The organism is Actinomadura sp. NTSP31 (assembly GCF_041951385.1).
Classification (GTDB): Bacteria; Actinomycetota; Actinomycetes; order Streptosporangiales; family Streptosporangiaceae; genus Spirillospora; species Spirillospora napierensis.
The window spans coordinates 571713-595882 of record NZ_JBGNUT010000001.1 but is presented as its reverse complement, the minus strand read 5'-3'; the positions used below and the strand labels follow the sequence as shown (position 1 = coordinate 595882).

Annotated in this window: 19 protein-coding genes; 9 read left to right on the top strand and 10 right to left on the bottom strand. The window is 73.8% G+C overall.

Translation table 11 applies throughout. From position 1 onward, the window contains the following. Window positions 1-44: 44 nt before the first annotated feature. Window positions 45-761, bottom strand: coding sequence for an SDR family oxidoreductase (locus ACA514_RS02450; protein WP_375039301.1), 717 nt, complete (start codon window positions 759-761; stop codon window positions 45-47). A 110-nt stretch (window positions 762-871) separates the two neighbouring features. Next, window positions 872-1651 (bottom strand): class I SAM-dependent methyltransferase, encoded by a 780-nt coding sequence (locus ACA514_RS02445; protein ID WP_375039300.1) that lies wholly within the window; start codon window positions 1649-1651, stop codon window positions 872-874. A 70-nt stretch (window positions 1652-1721) separates the two neighbouring features. Here ACA514_RS02445 and ACA514_RS02440 point away from each other — a divergent pair, with 70 nt between their 5' ends. The 3 genes from ACA514_RS02440 to ACA514_RS02430 all read left to right on the top strand — a co-directional run bounded on the left by ACA514_RS02440 (window position 1722) and on the right by ACA514_RS02430 (window position 4999). Further along, the gene (locus ACA514_RS02440; protein ID WP_375039299.1) at window positions 1722-2300 is read left to right on the top strand and encodes a CGNR zinc finger domain-containing protein; all 579 of its coding nucleotides are present in this window, start codon (window positions 1722-1724) and stop codon (window positions 2298-2300) included. Window positions 2301-2424: 124 nt separating this feature from the next. After that, window positions 2425-4455 (top strand): CehA/McbA family metallohydrolase, encoded by a 2031-nt coding sequence (locus ACA514_RS02435; protein WP_375039298.1) that lies wholly within the window; start codon window positions 2425-2427, stop codon window positions 4453-4455. Between the two features lie 85 nt (window positions 4456-4540). Next, a complete protein-coding gene (locus ACA514_RS02430; RefSeq protein WP_375039297.1) occupies window positions 4541-4999 on the top strand; it encodes an SRPBCC family protein in 459 nt (152 codons plus the stop codon). A gap of 94 nt (window positions 5000-5093) precedes the next feature. Here the strand turns inward: ACA514_RS02430 and ACA514_RS02425 are convergent, their stop codons facing one another. The 8 genes from ACA514_RS02425 to ACA514_RS02390 all read right to left on the bottom strand — a co-directional run bounded on the left by ACA514_RS02425 (window position 5094) and on the right by ACA514_RS02390 (window position 17421). Then, window positions 5094-7571 carry a GMC oxidoreductase gene (locus tag ACA514_RS02425; RefSeq protein WP_375039296.1) on the bottom strand — a complete coding sequence of 826 codons (2478 nt, stop codon included), beginning with the start codon at window positions 7569-7571 and terminating at the stop codon, window positions 5094-5096. A 1-nt stretch (window position 7572) separates the two neighbouring features. Then, window positions 7573-8664, bottom strand: a complete 1092-nt coding sequence (locus tag ACA514_RS02420; protein WP_375039295.1) for an alpha/beta hydrolase — start codon at window positions 8662-8664, stop codon at window positions 7573-7575. Window positions 8665-8830: 166 nt separating this feature from the next. Then, window positions 8831-11785 (bottom strand): AAA family ATPase, encoded by a 2955-nt coding sequence (locus ACA514_RS02415; protein WP_375039294.1) that lies wholly within the window; start codon window positions 11783-11785, stop codon window positions 8831-8833. A 219-nt stretch (window positions 11786-12004) separates the two neighbouring features. Next, window positions 12005-13438: a rhamnulokinase family protein gene (locus tag ACA514_RS02410; RefSeq protein WP_375039293.1), complete on the bottom strand. Its 1434-nt coding sequence runs from the start codon at window positions 13436-13438 to the stop codon at window positions 12005-12007. A 50-nt stretch (window positions 13439-13488) separates the two neighbouring features. After that, window positions 13489-14067: a lactate utilization protein C gene (locus ACA514_RS02405; RefSeq protein WP_375039381.1), complete on the bottom strand. Its 579-nt coding sequence runs from the start codon at window positions 14065-14067 to the stop codon at window positions 13489-13491. A 38-nt stretch (window positions 14068-14105) separates the two neighbouring features. After that, the gene (locus ACA514_RS02400; RefSeq protein WP_375039292.1) at window positions 14106-15560 is read right to left on the bottom strand and encodes a LutB/LldF family L-lactate oxidation iron-sulfur protein; all 1455 of its coding nucleotides are present in this window, start codon (window positions 15558-15560) and stop codon (window positions 14106-14108) included. A 50-nt stretch (window positions 15561-15610) separates the two neighbouring features. Continuing rightward, window positions 15611-16324, bottom strand: a complete 714-nt coding sequence (locus tag ACA514_RS02395) for a (Fe-S)-binding protein (RefSeq protein WP_375039291.1) — start codon at window positions 16322-16324, stop codon at window positions 15611-15613. After that, entirely contained in the window at window positions 16321-17421 is a 1101-nt protein-coding gene (locus tag ACA514_RS02390; protein ID WP_375039290.1) for a LacI family DNA-binding transcriptional regulator, read from the bottom strand. Before ACA514_RS02390 ends, ACA514_RS02395 begins: the two co-directional genes overlap by 4 nt. Window positions 17422-17721: 300 nt before the next feature. Here ACA514_RS02390 and ACA514_RS02385 point away from each other — a divergent pair, with 300 nt between their 5' ends. From ACA514_RS02385 to rhaI, 6 genes are all read left to right on the top strand, one after another. Continuing rightward, window positions 17722-19260: a sugar ABC transporter ATP-binding protein gene (locus ACA514_RS02385; RefSeq protein WP_375039289.1), complete on the top strand. Its 1539-nt coding sequence runs from the start codon at window positions 17722-17724 to the stop codon at window positions 19258-19260. A gap of 3 nt (window positions 19261-19263) precedes the next feature. Then, a complete protein-coding gene (locus ACA514_RS02380; RefSeq protein WP_375039288.1) occupies window positions 19264-20406 on the top strand; it encodes an ABC transporter permease in 1143 nt (380 codons plus the stop codon). Next, on the top strand, window positions 20403-21431 hold the full coding sequence (locus ACA514_RS02375) for an ABC transporter permease (RefSeq protein WP_375039287.1): 1029 nt from the start codon (window positions 20403-20405) through the stop codon (window positions 21429-21431). Before ACA514_RS02380 ends, ACA514_RS02375 begins: the two co-directional genes overlap by 4 nt. A 68-nt stretch (window positions 21432-21499) precedes the next feature. Continuing rightward, window positions 21500-22585, top strand: a complete 1086-nt coding sequence (gene rhaS / locus ACA514_RS02370; RefSeq protein WP_375039286.1) for a rhamnose ABC transporter substrate-binding protein — start codon at window positions 21500-21502, stop codon at window positions 22583-22585. 3 nt (window positions 22586-22588) lie between these two features. Continuing rightward, window positions 22589-22921, top strand: a complete 333-nt coding sequence (locus ACA514_RS02365; protein ID WP_375039285.1) for an L-rhamnose mutarotase — start codon at window positions 22589-22591, stop codon at window positions 22919-22921. A 57-nt stretch (window positions 22922-22978) separates the two neighbouring features. Further along, window positions 22979-24145 (top strand): L-rhamnose isomerase, encoded by a 1167-nt coding sequence (gene rhaI / locus ACA514_RS02360; RefSeq protein WP_375039284.1) that lies wholly within the window; start codon window positions 22979-22981, stop codon window positions 24143-24145. Window positions 24146-24170: the final 25 nt, after the last annotated feature.

Here is a 24170-nt window from a genome sequence, read left to right as displayed (position 1 = left end):
GCCCCCGGCCGTCAGTGCATGCCCGTCAGTGCAGCCGGCCGCCGTCAGTGCACCTGGCCGGACGGCCGCAGCACCACGGAGTTGACCTCGACGCCCGACGGCTGCGACAGCGCCCACACGATCGACTCCGCGACGTTCTCCGGCGTCATGACCGGGCCGTCGGGCACGCCGTCGTCCCGGGAGTCCCAGAACGGCGACTCCACCCGTCCGGGGGAGACGAGCGTGACGCCGACGCCCGAGCCGGTGACCAGCACCCGGGCGTTCTCCGCCAGCGCCGACACCGCGAACTTCGTCACCGAGTAGAAGTTGCCGGGCGTGTTCTTCACGCCGGCGGTGCTGCCGACCAGCACGATCCGGCCGCCGGACACGCGCAGCGCGGGCAGCGCCGCCTTGACCAGCAGCGCCGGGCCGAGGACGTTGGTCAGCAGCATCTCCCGCCACTGCTCCGGGTCGCCGTTCGCCAGGTCGTCGTGGGTGGAGAACCCCGCGTTGGCGACCACGTGGTCGAGCCGCCCGAATCGCTCGACCGCCCCGTCCACCGCAGCGCCGACCGCGGCCGGGTCGGACGCGTCGCCGGGGAAGGCCAGCAGCGCGTCGCCGGCGCCGGTCTCGGCGGCGAACGCCTTCAGCCGCTCCTCGCCGCGCCCGGTGATCGCGACGCGGTGCCCCCGGCCGAGCAGGAGCCGGGTGGTGGCCGCGCCGATCCCGCTGCCGCCGCCGGTGACCAGGGTGACCGGGGCGCCGTCCGCCGCTGTGCTCATGATCGTTCCTTACTGTCGGTACCGGCGCGACCGCCGGCTCGGCGAACTCAACGATCGCCGAGCGTACGGCCAACGGGCCCGCCCGCGGGGCGCGGCCCCGCGCGTTGCGGTCAGGTGCCGAGCAGGGCGGCGAGCACGCGGTTGCCGCCGTGCTGCCAGAGGGTGCCGACCTCGCCGAACCCGGCCGCGCGCAGCGCGTCGGCGTGCGCGGACAGCAGCCGCGACGGCGAGCCGTGGTGGCCGGTCACCTCCTCGGCGCTGCGGCCGCGCAGCTCGGCGAAGGCGGGGTCGGCGCCGATCGCCTCCCACCACTGCTCCCAGTTCTCCGGGCGCGCTCCGCCGGCGCGGTGCCGGGCCAGCCGGCGCTCGCGCAGCGCGCCCTCCAGCCGGTCCAGGCCGGGTGCGACGTCGTCGACGTGCAGGTCGTCGCCGTTGAGGAACAGGCCGCCGGGCCGCAGCAGCGTCGCCAGCTCGGCGTAGACGACGCGCAGCCCGGCGGGGGAGATCCAGTGCAGCGCGGTGGTGCTGACGGCGGCGTCGGCCTGCCGGGGCAGCCGCAGCCGGGCCGCCCAGCCGGGCTCGCGCAGGTCGAGCGAGGTGAAGCGGACGCCGTCGCGGCCGGCGTGCACGGCGCGGCCGAGCGACAGCAGCAGCGGGTCGGTGTCGACGGCGACGACGGTGGCGCCGGGGATGCGGTCGAGGATCCGGCCGGCGAGCGAGCCGGGCCCGCAGCCGAGGTCCAGCAGGAGCGGGTCGGGGCGCCCGGCGGCGGCCTCGACGGCGTCGACCATCGCGGTGAAGCGCTCCTCGCGGTCGGGCACGTAGCCCTCCTGCTGGGCGTCCCAGCGCGCGATCCAGGTGCCGGCGGTCTCCTGGTCGAGCAGCGTCATGACCCCTCCTGTAACTGTCATGTAGCCTTTGGACAGTCACACGCTAAACCGGAAAGGCGTGACTGGTCAAGTGAATTTCAACAGTTACACCGACGGGGTGGTGGCCGACACCGTCGCCCTGGTCAACCGGCTGACCGAGGGCGAGAGCCGCGGCCGCCCCTTCGCGGTGCCCGACGTCGTCGCCGCGGGCGAGGCGTTCCTGGAGGACGCCGGCTGGGGGCGGAGGCTCACCGCGGACCAGGCCGCCGAGCTGGCCGCCGTCGCCCGCGAGCTGCGCGCCGTCTTCGAGGCCGCCGCCGGCGGCGACCTGGACGCCGCCGCCGGGCGGATCAACCGGCTGCTGGAGGAGAGCCGGGCCAGGCCCCGGCTGGAGCGCCACGACGGCCAGCCGTGGCACGTGCACTTCCACGGCGTCGGCGACACCATCACCGCCGAATGGGGCGCGTCCTGCGCCACCGGCCTCGCCGTCGTCCTCGGCGGCGAGTTCGCCGACCGGCTCGGGGTGTGCACCGCGCCGCACTGCGACCGCGTCTACGTCGACACCTCCCGCAACGGCAAGCGCCGGTTCTGCTCGACCGCGTGCCAGAACCGCGTGAAGACCGCCGCTTTCCGCGCGCGCGCCCAGACGCCGCAGGCTCCCGGAGCATGATCCATATACGCGGTGGTGCAATTCGTGTACCGCGGCGCACATGGCGCATCCGGGACGCCGGGCGGCCCTAGGCGACGTACCGGTTCCGTGTCACGCTGACGGTCCCCCACACCGGGAGACGACGATGTGCGACGCCGACCCGTTGGCACCGCCCGCTGTCGCGCGGGCCCTGGAGAAGTACCGGCGCCTGCTGCGCGAGCACGGCCCGACCTGGGGGGAGCCCGCCAACGGCTTCGTCCGGCAGATCGAGACCAGCGCGTTCCTGCTGAACGAGTACGACTTCTGGATCACCGGCCTCCAGCAGCTCATGGCGCGGTACCCGGACGCCCCGCCCGAGGAGATCGACGCCCGCATTCCCGAACTCGACGCCGCCGAGGTCGTCCGCGACGCGCTCGCCGGCCACGCCCTGGACAACCTCGCCGTCCTGCGCCTCACCCCGGACGGCGCGTCCCTGCACGCCGTCCTCCGGACCCTGCTGGACGAGCGGGACCTGCACACCACCCTGCTCATCGACCCGTCCCAGGGCGCCCCCGCCACCGTGCGGGTGGACGGCACCGACCACGAGATCGCGCCCGGCGGCGCCCGGCTCGTCCCGATCACCTCCGGCAGCCGGGTCACCGTGGACGGGACGCCGGTCGCACTCGACGCGCTCGTCCGGCGCGCCCCCGCCGGGCGGCTGCGGCTGCGCGCCGGGTTCCCCTGCCGCTGGACGGTCGTCGGCGCCGACGGCCAGGGCTGGTACCCGGGCGGCGCGCCCGAGCGGATCGACGCGCACCGCACGCCCTACTTCCACGGCGACGACATCGTCCTGGACGTCCCCGCCGAACCCCTCACCGTCCGCGTCACCCGGGGGATGGAGTACGGGACCGCCGAGAAGGCGCTCACCCCGGCGGCCGGCGCGGAGACCCTCGTGGAACTCGCCCCCGCGCGGCTGTACGACGCGGCCGCCAGGGGCTGGTTCGGCGGCGACATGCACGTCCACATGAACTGGACGGGCGACACCGTCGGGACGCCCGCGCAGGCCGCCGCCGTCCAGCAGGGCGAGGACCTGCACGTCCTCAACCTCGTCGCCGGGAACGTCGCCGGCGACCGCGTCTACGACCGCGAGGCCCTGGAGCACTGGGCCGGGGACGACCTGCCGTGGTCGGACGCCGCGCACCTCGCCCGGCTCGGCGTCGAGTACCGCAACGACCTGCTCGGCCACCTCTACGCGTTCGGCATGGACGCGCCGCCCGGCCGCTACCACACCGGGTTCCTCGGCGCCCCCGACTGGCCGCCCAACGGCGAGGGCTACCGCGAGCTGCGCGAACGCGGCGCGCTCATGGGCTACAGCCACCCGTTCCACATCCCGGTCAACGACGACGACCCGCCCGCCGCGCTGCTGACGTCCGGCCGCAACTGCTCCGCCCGCGAGATCGTCGCCGACGCCGCGCTCGGCCTCGTCGACTCCCTCGACGTCGTCAACCACTCCTCCATCCAGGCCACCGCCGTCGTCTACCGGCGGCTCCTCGGCGCGGGCAACGCGCTCGCCGCCACCGCCGGGACGGACGCGATGCTGTCGTTCCAGCGGCGCGGCAACCAGTCGAGCCCGCCCGGGTGGGGACGCGTCTACGCCCGCGTGGACGGCCCCCTCACCGCCGCGTCGTTCGCCGAGGCCGTCCGGCGGGGCCGCACTTTCGCGACCACCGGGCCGTGGCTGGAGCTGGAGGTGGACGGGCACGGCCCCGGCGACGTCCTGGACCTCGCCCCGGGCGACCGCGTCACCGTGACGGCCCGGACCATCGGCCCCGAGGTGCTGACCGTCCAGCTCCGCACGGCCGACGGCGTCATCGCCGAAGGCCCGCCCGGCGAGGTCACCGCCGAGCTCACCGCGGAGCGCCCCACCTACCTCGTCGCCGTCGCGACCGGGCCGCCGCACCCGCGGTCGATGAACCATGCCGGCGCGTTCGCCCACACCAGCCCCGTCCACCTGCGCGTGGACGGCCGGCACGTGGCCCGCGAAGCCGACCTGCGCTGGTGCCTGGACTACCTCGACGGACTGGAGGAGATGATCCGCGGCGCCGCCCGCCTGGAGGGCCCCGAGCAGCTCGCCGACCACCTCGGCCTGCTCGACCGGGCCCGCGCCGTCTACCGGACGCGGCTCGCCGGGCGCTGACCGGACGCGCGGGCACCGGGGCTTGTGCGCCGGTACCCCGCTGGCTACCGTTCGGTAATCACGCCCGGGAGGGACCGCAGCCACCATGCCGTACGAGATCGAGGCGACCGCCGCCACCACCGCCACGCCCGCCGAGGTCTTCCGGCACCTGGCCGTCCCCGAGGCGTGGGGCGCCTGGGGCAAGTTCCCCACCCCCGCCAAGCAGGCCCGCGAGGGCGACACCGCCACCTACGGCGTCGGCGCGGTCAAGGCGATCTGGCCCGCCGCCGAGCAGACCGTCGCCTACGAGCCCGACACCCATTTCGCCTACATCGCGCTCAAAGGGCTGCCCCTCCGCCGCTACCGCTCCGACGTGCACCTCGACCAGCGCGGCACCGGCACGTTCATCCGCTGGCGGTCGCAGTTCGAACCGCTGGTCCCCGGCACCGGCCCGCTGCTGCGCGTCGGCCTGAAATGGATGGTCGAGGCGTTCACCCGGTGGCTGCCCGCGCACGCCGAGCACTGCCCGCCCGACTGCCCCGCCCGCCGCGCCGGCGACCTCTAGCGCGCCCGGGCGCGAACCCGGGCGAAGAAAAAGGTGCAGGCCGAGAGCACCCCGCAGTTCCCTCGGCCTGCACGATCGAGCCCCCCTGAGGCGATCAGCCCGCGCGGTCCGGGCCGTACACCTCCCACAGCTCCCCGCCGAAGAACCGGCCGAACCGCACCAGCGCCTCCGCGCCGTCCGGACCGGTCGTGCGGAAGGTCGCCAGCTGCCGCGCGAAGTCGGTCAGCCGGATGTGCAGGACGCCCGCCCCCGCGACCGGCGCCCCGCCCTCCGCCTCCTCCGGGACGTGCCCCTCCAGCAGCCGCACGTACAGCGTGGAGGTGTCCGGCCAGATCCGCGTCGGCGGACCGTGCAGGACGTTCTTGTGCCCCGCCAGGGTCAGCGGCCGGCCCGCCCCGTCGGTGAAGTACAGCCGGTACTTCATCAGCCGGCGGTCCTCCCCGCCGTCCGGGACGAACAGGTTGAACCACCCCCGCTCCACCGCGCGGCGGCCCCCGTGCCCCCGCGCGTCCACCCACCCCTCGGCGGACGCGGTGTGGTCCGGCTCGCCGAGGAACCGGTCCACGTCGTCGGCGGTGATCGTCAGCCTGAACGACAGCGGGATCCGCCCGGCGGCCAGCTCGCCGGTCCGCGGGTCGGTCTCCCCGTAGGTGACGAACCCCTTCATCTCCTCGGTGAACGACAGCGACGTACGGCCGGGCGCCGCGGCGGACGGTCCCCCCGGACCCCCGCGGCTCCCCGAACCCGTGCCGTACGCCGGGTCGCGCCCCGCCCCGTCCGGCGAGCCGGCCACCCCGGCCGGCCCGGCCCCCGTGTCGGACGGGACGGTCCCCGCACCCTCCGCCCCCCCGTCCCCCGCCCGTGCCGCGCCCCCGCGCGCGGGCAGGTTGTCCAGCAGCCGCGTCGCGAGCCGGTCGGCCTGCGCGGCGATCGTGAGCGAGGGGTTCGGGCCCACCGGGCCCGGCATCGCCGCCCCGTCGGCGACGTACAGGCCCGGGAACCCGAACACCTCGCCGAAGGCGTCGCAGACGCCCTCGCCCGGGTGGGCGCCCATCGGGGCGCCGCCCAGCGGATGCACCGTGACGATCCGCTTGCGGAACCACATCGGGTTGTCGGCGTAGTGCGCGCCGAGCACGTCCGCCATCCCCTGCATGGTCTTGCGGACGCGGGTGAACAGCGCCTCGCTGGTCTCGGCCGTGTACTCCGCGGCGAGCCGCCCGCCGCGCAGGAACAGCCGCCCGTCCGCGGTGTCGCGGCCCATGCCGAGCAGCGGCAGCGAGCTGACCGTCAGCGCCCCGTCGCCGATCAGGTCGGAGATCTCCTTGGACAGGTTGGTGTCCGGCGCGTCCTTGAAGAACTCGGTGAAGCGGCCCCACAGGAACCGCACCGCGCGCTCGATCTCGTGGCCGGTGTCGAAGCCCTGCACGATCCAGTCGGCGAACGCCGGGTAGCCGCCGTCCTCGATGTAGGCGCCGCGGCCCGCGCCGGGCACCCCGTCGACCTCGTCCGGCAGCCGGATCGCGGTGGTGATGACCGGGCCGCGGGAGGCGTCCAGCGGCCGGACGCGGTCGCGGTCCCTGGCGTTCAGCAGGAACGTCAGCAGGTCGCCGTTGCCGCTGAAGCGGCTGCCGAGCGCCTCGCTCAGCCCGGGGAACGCCTCCTTGCACTTCATCAGCAGGAACGTCGTCCCGTAGGTGCCGGCGCCGAGGACCAGCCGGTCGCAGGAGATGGTGGCGACCTCGGGCCGCCTCTCCTTGGCGGTCAGGTCGGCGTGGTGGACGTAGTCGACCTCGTACCCGCCGCCCGGGCGCGGCCGGATCGCCTTCACCTCGTGCGAGGTGCGGATGTCGGCGCCGTGGTGCGCCGCCGCCGACAGGTAGGTGTGGTCGAGGCTGTTCTTGGCGCCCTCGTTGCAGCCGATGTCGCACTCGCCGCACAGCCGGCAGGTCCGCCTGCCGACCCCGTGGATGTTGCCGTACCCGGCGTCGGCGATCGGCAGGCCGATACCGGGGGTGCCGCCGGGCCGGTCGGCGAAGCTGACCGCGAGCGGCGGCAGCGTGCAGTCCAGCCCGAGCTCGGCCGCCGCGTCCTGCATGGCGTGCGTCTTCGGCGTGTCGTCGAACGGCGGGCGGTCCAGCGGGTACGGCGTCGCGCCCAGCATCTCCTCGACCGCGCCGTAGTGCGGGTCGAGGTCGGCGCGGGAGACCGGCCACGGCCGGTACCCGCCGCCGCGCATCGGCTCGTCGTGCACGAACCAGTGCTCGTCCTTGCGCAGCAGCACGTTGGCGTAGATCAGCGAGCCGCCGCCGAGCCCGGACGACACGACCGAGTCGCAGCCGTCGAAGCTCCACACGTCGAACATCCCGTACAGCCCGGCCGCCGGGTCCCAGAACGCCCGCCCCATCTGCGCGGGGGAGCGGGGGAAGCTGCCGGGCGGGTACGGCTGCCCGCGCTCCAGCAGCACGACCGGCCGGCCCGCCTCCGCCAGCCGGAAGGCGGCCACCGAGCCGCCGAACCCGGAGCCGATGACGACGGTGTCGGCGTGCTCGACGCTCTCGCGGGGGGCGCCCATGTCAGCCCGCCTTCCGCTTCAGGAAGTCCAGCACCTGCGGGAACACCTCGGTGGCGGACGCGGCGCCCATGAACGGGTCCTGGTGGCCGTAGCCGGGGAGGATCTCCAGCTCGTGCAGGCCCGGCGCGACCCGCTCGAGCGTGTGGTGGCAGACGATGTTGGAGTCGGTGAACACGTGGTTGCGGTCTCCGGTGAGGAACAGGATCGGAGTGGCGACGTCCGCCGCGCCGGACAGGTACTCGGCGGGCAGCGCGGCGTGGCGGGGATCTCGCGGGTCGTACCTCACCGCCCGCCCGGCCTTCACCATCTTGTGGACGTGCCGGTAGTAGTGCACGCCGACGGAGCCGAACAGGTCGGGGAGCCGGGCGTGCGTGACCGGCGACATCTTGTCGTGGCTGAAGATCGGCTTGCCGCCGCCCCACATGAAGCTGAGCATGTGGCACGCGGGCTCGTCGCAGCCCCGGTGGAACGGGCCGACCGCCTTGGCGATCATCCAGCCGCGGGTCAGCACGGGAGCGCCGCCGTAGCGCGGGTCGAGGTGGGCGGGGCCGAGCACGTACTCCAGCATCGCCGGGCCGTACCCCAGCTTGATCCTGGACCAGCGCGACGTCCGCGGCGTCAGCGCGACGCTGTTGCAGGTCAGGCTGGTGATGCCGGTGACGGTGCCGGCGAACAGCGCCATCGCGAACGACACCGACCCCAGGCAGTGCGAGATCACGTGCACCCGCCGGTCCCCGATGTGCCGGCGCAGCTCGGCGATCGCCGCGGGATGGTCCCACTGCGCGACGTCGTCGAGGGTGTAGCGGTGCGTCTCGGCGTCGTAGGGGAACCGGCCGCTCATCCGGAAGTCCAGCGCCCACACGTCCCCGAACCCCGAGTCGTGCAGGAAGTTCACCAGGTTCTCGTGCTCCGGCATGATGTACATGTCGCTGGAGGTGGTGAGCCCGTGCACCAGCAGGACGACGTCGTCGCTGTCGGCGCGGCGGAAGCGGGTGAGGTTCAGGCCCAGCCCGTCGCCGGTCGCGAAGGGATGCACGGAGACCTCGGCGTCGGCGACGCCCGCGAGCGTGAAACGCGCGATCCGCTGGTCCATGTCGTTTCCCTTCCGGCTTCCCGAGGCCCCCACCTTGTCAAACGCGGCCGCAGGCCCGGCATCGTGGAGAACCCGTACTTACGTGGTGCGTGGGACGGCGGACCCCGTACGCCCGCGTACGTGAGATAAGAGGACCGTTCCGGCCCGTTGGTTCAGCCCCGCCGGTTCAGCGCTGCTCCGGCTGGCGGTTCATCGCCGTCGCCACCCCGACCCGCGAGGACACGCCGATCTTGGCGAACACCCGGGACAGGTGCGTCTCCACCGTCCGGACGCTGAGGTACAGCCGCTCGGCGATCTGCTGGTTGCTGCACCCCTCGGCGACCAGCAGCGCGATCTCGTGCTCGCGCGGCGACAGCCCGAACGGCAGGTCGCTCCTGCCCTTGCCCCGGGCGGGCGCGGTGCGGCCGCCGCCCGGCACCCGCACGCCGAGCCGCCGCTGCTCGCGGACGGCCTGCCCGTGCAGCCCGAGCATCCCGCACTCCTCGAAGACGTCCGCCGCCGCGCGCAGCCGCTCGCGGGCCTCGGCGCGCTCGTCGGCGGCCGCGTGCGCCGTCCCGGCGGCCAGCTCGGCGCGCCCGGCCTCCAGCCGGCGGCCCGTCCCGGCCAGCAGCCCCGCCGCCTCCGCCGCGAGCCGCGCGGCACGGGCCGGCTCGGCGGCCCGGACCGCGTGCGCCCGCGCCAGCCGGGCCAGCCCGACGTCGCCGGGCAGCGCGGGATGGGCGATGGCCTCGGCGATGTCGGCCCAGCCGGCGGCGCCGGCGGCGTCGTCCTGCCCGGCCCGCACGCGGGCGAGCTGCTCGGCGCACATCACCAGCGTGCTGAAGTCGAGCCCCCGCGTGCCGTCGCCGCACGCCGCGACCAGCGCCTCCGCGCCCTCGTCGGTGCGGCCCGCGTTGATGGTCGCGGTGGCGAGCGCCACGTGCGCCATGTGCGTCCACCACTCGCCCGACCCGGTGTCGCTGGCGACCGCCTCCTCGGCCGCCCGCAGCGCCCGGTCGTGGTCGCCGGCCCAGCTCGCCGTCAGGCACTGCTGGATCAGCCCGTAGGCGAGCACCTCCGGGGAGCGCAGCTCGCGCCCGACGGCGGTGGCCTCGTCGGCGTCCGCGGCGGCCTCCGCCAGCCGGCCGCGCAGCATCAGCGCCCGCGACCGCCCGGCGAGCATGTAGCCGAGGATGAACGTCTGCCCGGTCGCCCGGGTGATCGCCACCAGCCGGTCGGCGTGCCGGATCGCGTGGTCGTACATGCCGAGGAACGCCTCGGCGAACAGCAGCCAGACCATGTAGTCCAGGCAGTCGGCGAAGTCGCCGTCGGACGCGGCGGAGAACCGCTGGTCGGCGGCCTCGGCGTAGGCGATCGCCTCCGCCACCTCGCCGCGCCCGTACGACACCATCGGGCGCATCGCCGCGACCGCCGCGACCAGGCCCGGGCCCCACTGCGGCGCGCTCTCGGGGATGGTCTCCAGGACGGCGTGCGACCCCCGCGTGTCGATGCGCTGGATCCGGTCGGCGACCAGCCGGATCCGCAGCAGCACCGCCTCGGGGGTCTGCCGGTCGGTGATGCGGCGCAGCTCGTCCAGCACCAGCGCGCGGGCCTCGTGGATGCGGCCGAGCTGCCGGTCCATCACCGCGCACAGCTGCACCGTGCGGGCCCGCCGGACGGTGTCGTCCAGCGGCAGCAGGCCCAGCAGCGTCCGGGCCGTCTCGCGGCCCTCCTCGGCGTGCCCGCTGACCGCCTGCACGTGCGCGAGCTCCATCAGGAGCTGGATCCGGTCCGGGTAGGCGCCGGACGGGTCGGTGCCGTCCGGCATCAGGCCGAGCGCCGCCTCCAGCCAGTACCCGGCGGTGCCGGGCGCCTGGGGCGCGACGGCGCGGGCCGCCTCGACCAGCGTCCCGATCGCCTCGGGGTCGCCGAACCGGGCCGACCGCAGCACGTGGTGGGCGCGCACCGCCGCCGGGGCGCCGAGCTCGGCGAGCTGCGCCGCCACCCGCGAGTGGGCCGCGAACCGCCAGCCGGCCGCCGTCGAGGCGTAGGCGACGTGCCGCACCAGCGGATGCCGGAACCGGAACCGGCCGCCCGACGTCGGCCGGACCACGTCGTGCGCGGTCAGCGCGTCCAGCGCGGCGAGCGCGTCCTCCTGCGCCATCTCCGCGGCGACCGCCGCCAGCGCCGGCTCGAACACGTCCGCCGCGACGGCCGCGCCGCGCGCCATCAGCAGCGCCTCGGGCGGCAGCGCGCTCAGCTCGACCTGCAGCGCGGTCCGGACGGCGGGCGGCACCTCGGTCAGGTTCGCCACGCCCCGCTCCCAGTCCCGCCCCTCGATCCCGTCGGCGCCGAGGACGCGGTCGCCGCGCCGGCCCATCCGGGCCAGCGCCTCCAGGTAGAACGGGTTGCCGCCGCTGGCCTTGTACAGCGACTCGGCGCGGGCGCGGGGCACCTGCGGGCCGAGGAACTCCTCCACCTCGCCGCGGGACAGCGGCTCCACCGGGACGCGGGTGCCCACGAGGCCGGCCGCGTCCGCCAGCGCCGCCAGCCGCGGCGACGCCTGCGCGGGCCGGTAGGCGACCGCGACCAGCACGTTCGCGCGCGGCGGGTGCCGGACGAGGTGGTCCAGCAGCTCGATCGTCGCGTCGTCGGCCCAGTGCAGGTCGTCCAGGATCAGCACCAGCCCGGACGGCGCCGCCAGCCGCTCCAGCAGGTGCCGGACGCTGCGGTGCAGCTGGTAGCGGGCGACCGGGTCGGCGGCGCCCTCGGCGGCGCCGTCGCGCGCCGGTTCCCCGCCGGGGCCGGCGACGCGGTCGGCCAGCGAGGGGAAGATGGTGCCGAGCAGCCGCAGCGCGCCGGGCGACAGGTCGGGGGCGTCGTCCTCCAGCCGGTCGTCGAGCGCGTCGACCACGGCGCCGAACGGCATCTCCTGCTCGAACTCGGCGGCGCGGCCGGCCAGGTAGGGCAGCTTGCGGGCGGCCGCGCCGTCGGCGAGCTCGGACAGCAGCCGGGTCTTGCCGGCGCCGGGCTCGCCGACCAGCGCCAGGAAGCCGTAGCCCGTGGCGGTCGCGTCCAGCGCGCGGTTCAGCGCGCCGAGCGCGTCCCGTCGCCCCACCAGCGGAGCACCGGCGTCGCTCATGTCCACACCCCAACAGAGACAGGCGGCCGACACGCCCTGATCATGCTTGCCGTGCTTCCCGGTCCTTCAAGCGGGTTTTACCTTATCGGGTCGAACGTCAATAGGAGCGGGGCAACACGCCCCGCGCGTCCCTGCTATCAACCGCCGACACGCCCCGCATGTCAACCGCGGGGAGTCAAACCCTCCCGGGAACGTGACATTCCCGGACCGGACCGCGGGTCAGCGGTCGAGGTGCAGGCGGGCGGCGGCCTCGGACCAGCGGGCGGTGTCCCCGGACGGCTCGTAGCGGCGCAACGGCTGCGTCGCGGCGACCAGCGCGCGCGATTCGGCGAGGGTGCCGGCGAGGCCGTGCGCGCGGGCCTGGGTGAGGACGTTGCCGAGCGCCGTCGCCTCGACGGGACCGGCCACCACGGGCAGCCCGGCGGCGTCGGCGGTCAGCCGGCACAGCAGCTCGTTGCGGCTGCCGCCGCCGACCAGGTGCACCACGTCGATCTCCTGCCCGGAAAGCCGGGACGCCTGCCGCAGCGTGGCGCGGTGCGCGAGGGCGAGGCTGTCCATGATGCAGCGGACGGTCTCGGCGCGGGTCGCGGGCTCGGGGAACCCGCGGCGGCGGCAGTGCGCGGCGATCCGCGCGGGCATGTCGCCCGGCGGCAGGAACTCGGGGTCGTCGGGGTCGATGAGGCTGCGCAGGCCCGGCACGTCCGCGGCCTCGGCGAGCAGCGCCGGCAGGTCGGGGTTCCCCCACGCGCGCATCGACTCCTGCAGCAGCCACAGGCCCATGACGTTGCGCAGGTAGCGGACGGTGCCGTCCACGCCGCCCTCGTTGGTGAAGTTCGCCTTGCGGCTCGCCTCGGTCAGCACGGGTTCGCTCAGTTCCACGCCGACCAGCGACCAGGTGCCGCAGGAGATGTAGGCGAACCGGTCGGTGGTGGCGGGGACGGCGGCGACCGCGGACGCGGTGTCGTGCGACCCGACCGCCACGACCGGGAGCGTCACCGGGTGGCCGGTCTCCGCCGCGACGTCGGGGCGCAGCGTCCCGAGCACCTCGCCGGGCTCGCGGATCGGCGGCAGGACGCCGGCGGGCAGGCCCAGGCGCGCGAGCAGGTCCTGCGACCAGGCGCCGTCCCGCACGTCCAGCAGGCCGGTCGTGGACGCGTTGGTCCGCTCCGCGCCGACCGCGCCGGTCAGCCAGTGCGCCAGCAGGTCGGGGACCAGCAGCAGCGTGCGGGCGCGCGCCAGGTCGTCGGCGGCGAGCTGGTAGACGGTGTTGAACGGCAGGAACTGCAGGCCGGACGTCTGGTACAGCAGGTCGTCGCCGACCTCGGCGCGGATCCGGTCCATGACCCCGTCGGTGCGGGAGTCGCGGTAGTGGACGGGGTTGCCGATGAGCCTCCCGTCCGCGTCGAGGAGCCCGTAGTCGACGGCCCACGAGTCGATGCCGATCGACGCGAGACCGGCGGGCGCGGCGCGCAACCCGTCCAGGACGTTGCCGTAAAGGCCCAGGATGTCCCAGTGCAGGGTGCCGTTGACGCGGACCGGGCGGTTCGGGAACCGCCGGACCTCCTCCAGCTCCAGCGTGCCGGGCCCGACCCGCCCGGCCATCACGCGCCCGCTGGACGCGCCGAGGTCCACGGCGGCGAACGTCTCGGTCATCCGTGCCTCCTGTGGGGGGACGACCCCCCACGCCCCCCGGTTCGCTTCGCTCATTCCGCGATCACCACCTCGAGGTTGCGGGGCCCGTGCACGCCCTCGACGCGCTGCAGCTCGATGTCGCTGGTCGCGGACGGCCCGGACACGAACGTCAGCGGGCGCCGCGGGTCGAGCCGCTCCAGCGCCTCCGGCACGTCCGGCGACACCTGGTCGGCGAGCACGATGATCAGGTGGTGGTCGGGGACGAGCGACAGCGCGCGCGGGCCCTGCGCCGGGCCGTGGTCCAGGACGATCGTCCCGGTCTCGGCGATCGCGGCGGCGCAGCCGGTGACCGCGCCGGCCAGCCCGTCGAGCGCGGCGACGTCCGGGCCGCGGACCAGGTCGCCGGTCACCCGCGACGTCCACTCCTCGGGCAGGCCCGCCGGGACCCCGTAGACGCCCGGACGGGCGGCGAGGCGCTCGGCGACCATCGCGGCCAGCCCGGACGCCGGTACCCGCAGGACCGTCGCCCGGTAGTCGGCGACCCGCTCGGCGAACAGGTCGAGCACGCCGTCCTCGTGGTGGCGGCGCAGGTAGCCCCGGTCGATGGCGGCGTACCCGGCGGCGACGTCGGCGGCCGGGCGGGCGGGCATGATGCCGTCGATCCGGCGGAGGATCTCCTCGCGCGCGTTCACCGGTCCTCCTCCTTGCGTCCGCCGCCGGTCCGTTTCCACCAGGCGCGGAACGACTCGGGCGGCGGCGCGGGCGCGTCCCGCGTCTCGGTCCAGGCGCTCAGCGGCCCCGGCAGCCGCCGGATCCGGCCGCGCGGCGCGACGACGCGGCGGCTCGCGGACGCGGCGCGCTGCGCGAGCGCGAGGCGGGTGGGGGAGCGCAGCGTCCACCCGGCCGCCGTCATCGCCACCCGTTCGAGGGGGTGGCGCGGGCCGCTCTCCACGGCGCGGGCCCGCAGGTGCACGAGCACCTCGGGGATGTCGATGGCGACCGGGCACGCCTCGAAGCACGCCCCGCACAGCGTCGACGCGTACGGCAGCGACGCGTCGACCTCCGACCCGATGCCCCTGATCTGCGGCGACAGGATCGCGCCGATCGGGCCCGGGTAGGGCGAGCCGTAGGCGTGGCCGCCCGCGCGCTGGTAGACCGGGCACACGTTCAGGCACGCCGAGCAGCGGATGCAGCGCAGCGCCTGCCGGCCCACCTCGTCGGCGAGGGTGTCGGTGCGCCCGTTGTCCAGCAGGACGAGATGGAACGCCTGCGGGCCGTCGCCGGGATGCACGCCCGTCCACGTGGAGGTGTAGGGGTTCATGCGTTCGGCGGTGGACGAGCGGGGCAGCAGCTGGAGGAAGACCTCCAGGTCGCGCCGGCTCGGCACGATCTTCTCCACGCCCATCACCGAGATCAGCGTTTCGGGCATGGTCAGGCACATCCGGCCGTTGCCCTCCGACTCCAGCACGACGAGCGTGCCGGTGTCGGCGACGGCGAAGTTCACCCCGGAGATCGCGACCTTCGCCGACAGGAACTTGGCGCGCAGGTGGCGGCGCGCCGCCTCGGCCAGCGCGGCGGGGGAGTCGGTCAGGCCCTCCGGCACGTCCTCCATCTCGCGCAGGAAGATGTCGCGGATGTCGGACCGGTTCCGGTGGATCGCCGGGACGAGGATGTGCGACGGCCGGTCGTGCCCGAGCTGGACGATCAGCTCCGCCAGGTCGGTCTCGTAGGCGGTGACGCCGTCCTCGGCGAGCGCCTCGTTCAGCCCGATCTCCTGCGTGGCCATCGACTTGACCTTGACGACCTCGGTCTCGCCGGTCGCCTTCACCAGGCCGGCGACGATCCGGTTGGCCTCGGCGGCGTCGCGCGCCCAGTGCACCGTCCCGCCGGCCTCGGTGACCTTCTCCTCCAGCTGCCGCAGGTAGTGCCCGAGGTTGGCGAGGACGTGGTCCTTGATCTGCTTGCCCGCCTCGCGCAGCGCCTCCCAGTCGTCCAGCTCGGCGACGGCGGCGGCGCGCTTGTCGCGGATCGTGGTGGTGGCGTGCGCCAGGTTGCCGCGCAGCCGGGTGTCGGCGACCGCGCGCCGCGCCGCGTCCGGGAACGACGGCATCCCGACGTAGGTCGGCATCGCGTCGGTGCTCATGCGTGTTGCTTGTGGGGGGGCGACCCCCCACACCCCCCGGTTCGCTTCGCTCATGTCTGGTCCTCCTCGGTGGACGCGAGGATCTCGGCCAGGTGGACGGTCCGCACCCCCGCGCGGGTGCGCGTGAGCGCGCCCCCGATGTGCATCAGGCACGAGTTGTCGGCGGCGCACAGCGCCTCCGCCTTGGTCTCGCGGACGGCGGTCACCTTGTCCGCGCACATCGCGGCCGACACCTCGGAGTTCTTCAGCGCGAACGTCCCGCCGAACCCGCAGCACTCCCGGGCGTCCGGCAGGTCGACCAGGTCGATGCCGCGCACCTCGCGCAGCAGCCGCAGCGGCCGGTCGCCGACGTGCAGCATCCGCAGCGAGTGGCACGTCGGGTGGTAGGTGACGCGGTGCGGGAAGTACGCGCCGACGTCGGTGACGCCGAGGACGTCCACCAGGAACTCCGACAGCTCGTACACCCGCGACGCGACGCCGGCGGTGCGCGGCGCCAGCTTCGGGTGCCAGTCGCGGATCATCGCGCCGCACGACGCCGACGGCGTCACGATCGCGTCGTAGGGCTCGAACGTCTCGGCGAAGCCCTTCACCATGTGCCGTGCCTGCGTGCGGTAGCCGGTGTTGAGGTGCATCTGGCCGCAGCACGTCTGCGACTCGGGGAACTCCACGTCGTGGCCGAGCCGCCGCAGCAGCCGCACCATCGCGCGCCCGGTCCCCGGGTACATCGTGTCGTTCACGCAGGTGAGGAAGAGTGCGACCTTCATGCCTGGGTGATCTCCCGGTCTTCGGCGGCGGCCCGGCTGGACTCGCGGACCACCAGCTCCGGCTGGAACATGACCTGCTGGTGGGCGTGCGCGCGCGACTCGTCGCACTCCTCGAGCAGCAGCTCCGTCGCGATGCGGCCGAGCTGGTAGGTGGGCTGCCGCACCGAGCTCAGCGGGACGGCGGCCGCCGCGGTGAACTCGATGTCGTCGTACCCGATCAGCGCCACGTCAGCCGGCACCTTCACACCGGCCTGCAGCAGCACCCGCAGCACCCCGAGCGCCAGCAGGTCGTTGGCGCAGAAGATCGCCTCGGGCAGCGGGTCGCCGGACTCCAGCAGCCGCCGCGCGGCCTCCTGCCCGGCGCGGGCGTTCATCGCCCCGACCGGCACCTCCCGCATGACGTCGCGGCCGAGGCCCGCGGCGCGCAGCGCCCGCAGCGCGCCGCGCCGCCGGTCCGCGCACTGCCGCAGGCCGGGCGGGCCGGTGACGAAACCGAGCGTGCGGGCGCCGTCGTCGAGCAGGTGCCGCACCGCCAGCTCGCCGCCCGCGACGTCGTCGACGGCGACCGAGCACTGGTTGGCGCGCGGCGTCGGATGGTCCAGCAGCACGACGGGCACGCCGCGGTCGCGCAGCCCGTCGGCGCCGTCGCCCTCGTCGCCGACGGGGGTCAGCAGCACGCCGCGGACCCGCTGCTCGGCGAGGACCCGCAGGTTGCGCTGCTCCCGCTCGTCGGACTCGCCGGACGAGGACAGGATCACCGCGTAGCCGCGCTCGCTGGCGACGTCCTCGACGCCGCGCGCGACGTCGGTGAAGAACGGGTTCGCCAGGTCCAGCACCATCAGCCCGATCGTGCTGGAGTGCCCGGCGCGCAGCGTGGACGCCGACCCGTTGCGGACGAACCCGAGCTCCAGGATGGCCTGCTCGACGCGGGTGCGCGTCGCGGCCGCGACGCGCTCGGGCCGGTTGAGCACGTTGGAGACGGTGCCCGGCGAGACGCCGGCGTGCGCGGCGACCTGCTTGATGCCGACCGTGCCGGTCCCGCCGGCGGCGCCCGCGGCGGTGCCGGTTCCGGGGCGCCCGGTGTCGTCTGTGCTCAATCTGTGCCCCCGGTCGCCTCGCTGGTGTGCCGCCGCTCACTTTGGGACATCGAATTAAAACGTGTCAACCCCGCTGTCGGAAACCACCGCCGCCAAACCTCGCTGTCCGGACCCGGACGGGAGGAACTTCGCAAACTCGCCCGTCCCCGGTGGCGTAGGGGTTTCCGCAGGGTCCCGGGCCCTCCCGGCCGAAGTTCCCTCTTGACGGGTGCTCCGGCTCACATCTAGCGTCCTCCGCAACATCGCGTTAAAACGTTTTTCATCCATCCGTCACAGACTCCCCGTCCGAGGAGGGTGGCCATGAGTGCACCCGGCAGGCCGACGCCGCCGACATTGGCACTGGTCAACGTGAGTAAGTCGTTCGGTGCCGTGCGTGCCCTGCAGGGCGTCACCCTCGAGCTGCACGCCGGCGAGGTGCACGCCCTCGCCGGGGAGAACGGTGCGGGCAAGTCCACGGTCGTAAAAACGTTCGCAGGCGTGCACCGCCCCGACGCGGGCGAGGTCCGCGTCGACGGCGAGCCCGTCGCGTTCAACGGCCCCGCCGACGCGCAGGCCGCCGGCGTCGCCGTCATCTACCAGGAGCCCACGCTGTTCCCGGACCTGTCGGTCGCGGAGAACATCTTCATGGGCCGCCAGCCGCGCGCCGCGCTCGGCCGCATCGACCGCCGCACCGTGCACGCCGAGACCGCGAAGCTGTTCGAGCGGCTCGGCGTCGCGCTCGACCCGGACCAGCCCGCCCGCGGGCTGTCCATCGCCGACCAGCAGGTCGTCGAGATCGCCAAGGCGATCTCCCGGGACGCGCGGGTGCTGATCATGGACGAGCCGACCGCGGCGCTCACCGGCCAGGAGGTCGCCCGGCTGTTCAACGTGACCCGCACGCTGCGCGAGCAGGGCTGCGCGATCCTGTTCATCTCGCACCGGCTGGAGGAGATCTTCGAGATCTGCCAGCGGGTCACCACCCTGCGCGACGGCACCTACATCGGCACCGACAAGGTCGAGGACCTCACGGCCGACGACCTCGTCCGCCGCATGGTCGGCCGCGACCTGGAGGCGCTGTACCCCAAGCAGGACGTGGCGCCCGGCGAGGTCGCGCTGAAGGTCAGCCGGCTGACCCGCGAGGGCGCCTTCACCGACATCTCCTTCCAGGTGCGGCGCGGCGAGATCGTCGCGCTGGCCGGGTTGGTCGGCGCGGGCCGCAGCGAGGTCGCCCGCGCCATCTTCGGCGTGGACCGCTGGGACGCCGGAGACGTGGAAGTGACGGGGAAGAAGCTGCCGCCCGGCAGCCCCACCGCCGCGATGTCGGCCGGGCTCGCGCTCGTCCCGGAGGACCGCCGCCAGCAGGGCCTGGTGATGGACATGTCCATCGAGCGCAACATGGGCCTCACCCAGCTGCGCTCGCTGCGCAAGGAGAGCAAGCGCGGCCCGCTGATCTCCCGCAAGGTGGAGCGCAACCGCGCCGCCGACTGGGCGCTGCGGCTCCAGCTCAAGTACGCCCGGCTCACCGACACCGTCGGCGTGCTGTCGGGCGGCAACCAGCAGAAGGTCGTGCTCGCCAAGTGGCTCGCCACCGAGCCGACCGTGCTGATCGTGGACGAGCCGACCCGCGGCATCGACGTCGGCACCAAGGCCGAGGTGCACCGGCTGCTGTCGGAGCTCGCCGCGCAGGACCTCGCGGTGCTGATGATCTCCTCCGACCTGCCGGAGGTGATCGGCATGGCCGACCGCGTCCTGGTCATGCACGAGGGCCGGCTCACCGCCGAGATCGCCCGCGCGGACGCGACCGAGGAGAGCGTGATGGCCGCCGCGACCGGGCGCGCCGGAACCGGAAAGGCGGCCTGACCCATGACCGTGCTCACCCAGTCCCCGGCCAAGCCGGGCTCCGGCGGGCCGCCCGGCGGCGGGCGCCGGCTGGTCGAACTCGTCCTGCGCGCCCGCGAGCTGAGCATCCTCGGCGCGCTGGTCGTGCTGGTCGTCGGCACCGAGCTCGCCAACCACCGGTTCCTGTCCGGGCAGGGCGTCAAGGACATCTTCCTCAACGCCTCCATCCTGGCGCTGCTGGCCGTCGGCCAGTCGATGGTCGTCGTCACCCGCAACATCGACCTGTCGGTCGGCTCCGTCGTCGGGCTCGTCGCGTTCACCACCGGCAAGTTCGCCTCCGGCGGCGACCGCAACGTCGTGCTGGTGGTGCTGCTCGGGATCGTCATCGGGCTCGCCTGCGGCCTCGTGAACGGGCTGCTCGTCAGCTTCTGCAAAGTGCCGGCCCTGGTCGTCACCCTGGGCACCCTCTACGTGATCCAGGGCCTTGACTACCGGATCGCGCACGGGGACCAGATCGGCGCCGCCGACCTGCCGTCCTCGGTGCTGTCGCTCGGCAACGACTCCATCCTCGGCGTCCCGTACCTGCCGGTCATCACCGTCGTCGTGATGCTGATGATCGGCTACTACCTGCGCTCCTACTCCTCGGGGCGCGAGTTCTACGCGATCGGGTCCAGCCCCGAGGCGGCGAGCCTCGCCGGCATCTCCATCCGCCGCCGCGTCCTCACCGCCTACCTCGTCAGCGGCGCCCTCGCCGGCCTCGCCGGGGTGCTGTGGCTCGCCCGGTTCGGCACCGTCGTCGCCGACGCGGCGCACGGCTGGGAACTGAAGGTCGTCAGCGCCGTCGTCGTCGGCGGCGTCGCGATCACCGGCGGCGTCGGCACCGTCTACGGCGCGGTGCTCGGCGCCCTGCTGCTCACCACCATCGGCAGCGTGCTGGTGGTGCTCAAGGTCAACTCGTTCTGGCAGGACGCCATCACCGGCGTCCTCCTGCTCCTGGCGATCAGCGTGGACCGGCTGCTGGCCCTGCGCGTCACCAAGGCGCTCAAGCAGCGGTCGCTGGAGTCCGGCGTCCACCGCGGCGGCGGGGCCCCGGCGCCCGCGGCGGCGACCGCATCGACGACCGCATCGACGACCAAGGACGAGGCGCCGAAAGGAAAGGTGTCGTGACCACTGACACGAAGAGCGCCCCGCGCGGCCTGAACCTGGGCCGGCTGCTGCGGTGGGAGACCGCCGTCACCGCCCTGCTGGTCATCGTCTTCGCCGGCGGCGCCGGCACCTCGCCCGACTTCGCCAACAGCGACAACCTGTCGTTCGCGCTCGGCGACCTCAGCGAGATCGCCCTGATCGCGCTGCCGATGACGCTGCTGGTGGTGTGCGGGCAGGTCGACCTGTCGGTCGCGTCCGTGCTCGGCCTGTGCAGCGCCCTCACCGGCAAGCTGTGGGACGGCGGCCTGGCGATCGAGACGATCATCCCGATCGTGCTGGTCGTCGGCGTCGTCTGCGGCCTGATCAACGGGCTGCTCGTCACCCGGCTCGGGCTGCCCTCGCTCGCGGTGACGATCGGCACCATGACCCTGTACCGGGGCCTGGCGTACGTGGTGCTCGGCACCGAGGCCATCTCCGAGTTCCCCACCCGGTACACCGACCTCGCGACCGGGTCGATCCCCGGGACGCCGATCCCGTACCCGATCGCGCTGTTCGCCGTCCTGGCCGTCGTCACCGCCGTGGTGCTGCACGCCACCGGCGTCGGGCGGTCGCTGTTCGCGATCGGCTCGCAGGAGGACGCGGCGTACTTCGCCGGCATCCGGGTCAAGCGCCTCAAGCTGCTCCTGTTCGTGGTGTCCGGGCTGGTCGCCGGGTTCGCCGGCATCGTCTACACGCTCCGCTACGGCAGCGCCCGCGCCGACAACGGCCTCGGCCTGGAGCTCACCGTCATCGCGGCGGTGCTGCTCGGCGGCATCGACTTCGACGGGGGCAAGGGCACCCTCGGCGGCGTCATCGCCGCGGTGCTGCTCATCGGCCTGCTGCGCAACCTGCTGATGCTCAACGACGTCTCCACCGAGGTCCAGTCGATCGTCACCGGGCTGCTGCTCATCATCAGCGTCCTCACCCCGCGGCTGATCGCCGTGGTGCGCGAGGCACAAGGCCGGCGGCGGGGCGCGCGACCCGCGGTCCCCGCCGCCGCACCATGATCCGCGCTCCCCGCCGCGTCCGATATCCCACCCCAGAGCACGACCTGGAATCCCGAAAGGCACTCGTGATGACCCTTCGTTTGCGCGCCCCGCGCCGCCTCGTGGCCGTCGCGTCCGCGGGCGCACTCGCCCTCTCCCTCGCCGCGTGCGGCGGCACCACCAAGGACTCCTCGGACGACTCGGGGAGCAAGGCCGCCGCCGGCGGCGAGAAGGCGGACCCGAACGCGCCCCTGAAGAAGGGCCTGAAGATCGCGTTCCTGCCCAAGCAGGTGAACAACCCCTACGAGACGATCGTCGACAACGCCGGCGTCGCGGCCGCCAAGGAGTACGGCGGCTCGGCGAAGGAGGTCGGCCCGTCGGACGCGTCGGCGTCCTCGCAGGTGTCCTACATCAACACGCTGATCCAGCAGCGGCACGACGCGATCCTGATCGCGGCCAACGACCAGAACGCGGTCTGCGGCCCGCTCAAGCAGGCCATGGCCAAGAAGATCAAGGTCGTCGCCTACGACTCCGACACCGCGCCGGAGTGCCGCAACGTCTTCATCAACCAGGCCAGCTCCGAGGAGATCGGCCGCAGCGAGGTCAAGCTGCTGGCCGACCAGATCGGCGGCAAGGGCGACATCGCGATCCTGTCGGCGACCGCGAACGCCACGAACCAGAACACCTGGATCAAGTACATGCAGGACGAGCTGAAGAAGCCGGAGTACTCCGGCATGAAGCTCGTCAAGATCGCCTACGGTGACGACGACGACCAGAAGTCGTTCCAGCAGACGCAGGGCCTGCTGCAGGCGTACCCGAACCTGAAGGGCATCATCTCGCCCACCACGGTCGGCATCGCCGCCGCGGCCCGCTACATCGACGGCTCCAAGTACAAGGGCAAGGTCACCCTGACCGGCCTCGGCACGCCGGACCAGATGCGCAAGTTCATCAAGAACGGCTCGGTCAAGTCGTTCGAGCTGTGGGACCCGAAGAACCTCGGCTACCTCGCCTCCTACGCGGCGGCGGCGCTGGCGTCCGGCCAGATCACCGGCAAGCAGGGCGAGACGTTCAAGGCCGGCAAGCTCGGCGACCGCACCATCGGCGCCAACGGCGAGGTCATCCTCGGCCCGCCGACGGTCTTCGACGCCAAGAACATCGACCAGTACCACTTCTGATCCATGACCGCTGACGGCACGAAGCGCGTCTGCTTCCTGCTGAAGGTCCGGCCGGACCGCCTGGAGGAGTACAGGCGACGCCACCAGGCGGTCTGGCCGGAGATGCGGGAGGCGCTGCGCGAGACGGGCTGGCACAACTACTCGCTCTTCCTGCGCGAGGACGGCCTGCTCGTCGGCTACCTGGAGACCGACGACTTCCAGGCCGCGCAGGAGGCGATGGCCCGCACCGGCGTCAACGCCCGCTGGCAGGCGGAGATGGCGCCGTTCTTCGAGGACCTCGACGGCCGCCCCGACGAGGGGATGCGGCCGCTCCCCGAGGTCTTCCATCTCGACTGAGGGCCGCCGCCCCCACCCGGCGGCGGCCCCGGACAGCAGAAACGTGAGGTTGCACCCGTGAACGACACCAGCGCGGTGAAGGACGCCCTGCGCCGCCAGCAGATCGAGACTCCCTCCTGGGCGTACGGCAACTCGGGGACCCGGTTCAAGGTCTTCGCCCAGCAGGGGGTGCCGCGCACCCCGCAGGAGAAGATCGACGACGCCGCGCAGGTGCACCGCTTCACCGGTGTCGCGCCGAGCGTCGCCGTGCACATCCCGTGGGACAAGGTGGACGACTACGCCGCGCTGGCCGCGCACGCCAAGGAGAAGGGCGTGCGGATCGGCGCGGTGAACACCAACGTGTTCCAGGACGACGACTACATGCTCGGCAGCGTCACCAACCCGGACCCGAAGGTCCGCCGCAAGGCGCTGGACCACCTGCTCGAGTGCGTCGACATCATGGACGCGGTCGGGTCCCGGGACCTGAAGCTGTGGTTCTCCGACGGGACGAACTACCCGGGCCAGGACGACATCCGCACCCGGCAGGACCGGATGGACGAGGCGCTCGCCGCCGTGTACGAGCGGCTCGGCGACGACCAGCGGTTCCTGCTGGAGTACAAGCTGTTCGAGCCGGCGTTCTACATGACCGACCTGCCGGACTGGGGCACCTCCTACGCGCACTGCCTCAAGCTCGGCCCGAAGGCGCAGGTCGTCGTGGACACCGGGCACCACGCGCCCGGCACCAACATCGAGTTCATCGTGGCGTTCCTGCTGCGCGAGGGGAAGCTCGGCGGGTTCGACTTCAACTCCCGCTTCTACGCCGACGATGACCTGATGGTGGGCGCCGCCGACCCGTTCCAGCTGTTCCGGATCATGTACGAGGTGGTGCGGGGCGGCGGCTACGACCCGGCGGCGGGCGTGGCGTTCATGCTCGACCAGTGCCACAACATCGAGCCGAAGATCCACGGCCAGATCCGCTCGGTGATGAACGTCCAGGAGGCCACCGCGAAGGCGCTGCTGGTGGACGCGGACGCGCTGCGCGCCGCGCAGGAGAGCGGTGACGTGCTGGCGGCGAACGCGGTGTTCATGGACGCCTACAACACCGACGTCCGGTCCCTGCTGGCGGAGCTGCGCGAGGAGATGGGCCTGCACCCCGACCCGGTCGCGGCGTACAAGGCGTCCGGCTACTTCGAGCGCGTCGTCGCCGAGCGCAAGGACGGCCAGGCGGCCGGCTGGGGCGCCTGACCGCGCCGCCGGACCGCACAGGTCA

Coding starts and splice junctions, on each gene's coding strand:
- ACA514_RS02450 (WP_375039301.1), bottom strand. CDS start 761: ATGAGCACAGCGGCGGACGGCGCCCCGGTCACCCTGGTCACCGGCGGC.
- ACA514_RS02445 (WP_375039300.1), bottom strand. CDS start 1,651: ATGACGCTGCTCGACCAGGAGACCGCCGGCACCTGGATCGCGCGCTGG.
- ACA514_RS02435 (WP_375039298.1), top strand. CDS start 2,425: ATGTGCGACGCCGACCCGTTGGCACCGCCCGCTGTCGCGCGGGCCCTG.
- ACA514_RS02430 (WP_375039297.1), top strand. CDS start 4,541: ATGCCGTACGAGATCGAGGCGACCGCCGCCACCACCGCCACGCCCGCC.
- ACA514_RS02425 (WP_375039296.1), bottom strand. CDS start 7,571: ATGGGCGCCCCCCGCGAGAGCGTCGAGCACGCCGACACCGTCGTCATC.
- ACA514_RS02420 (WP_375039295.1), bottom strand. CDS start 8,664: ATGGACCAGCGGATCGCGCGTTTCACGCTCGCGGGCGTCGCCGACGCC.
- ACA514_RS02415 (WP_375039294.1), bottom strand. CDS start 11,785: ATGAGCGACGCCGGTGCTCCGCTGGTGGGGCGACGGGACGCGCTCGGC.
- ACA514_RS02410 (WP_375039293.1), bottom strand. CDS start 13,438: ATGACCGAGACGTTCGCCGCCGTGGACCTCGGCGCGTCCAGCGGGCGC.
- ACA514_RS02405 (WP_375039381.1), bottom strand. CDS start 14,067: ATGCCCGCCCGCCCGGCCGCCGACGTCGCCGCCGGGTACGCCGCCATC.
- ACA514_RS02400 (WP_375039292.1), bottom strand. CDS start 15,560: ATGAGCACCGACGCGATGCCGACCTACGTCGGGATGCCGTCGTTCCCG.
- ACA514_RS02395 (WP_375039291.1), bottom strand. CDS start 16,324: ATGAAGGTCGCACTCTTCCTCACCTGCGTGAACGACACGATGTACCCG.
- ACA514_RS02385 (WP_375039289.1), top strand. CDS start 17,722: ATGAGTGCACCCGGCAGGCCGACGCCGCCGACATTGGCACTGGTCAAC.
- ACA514_RS02380 (WP_375039288.1), top strand. CDS start 19,264: ATGACCGTGCTCACCCAGTCCCCGGCCAAGCCGGGCTCCGGCGGGCCG.
- rhaS (WP_375039286.1), top strand. CDS start 21,500: ATGACCCTTCGTTTGCGCGCCCCGCGCCGCCTCGTGGCCGTCGCGTCC.
- ACA514_RS02365 (WP_375039285.1), top strand. CDS start 22,589: ATGACCGCTGACGGCACGAAGCGCGTCTGCTTCCTGCTGAAGGTCCGG.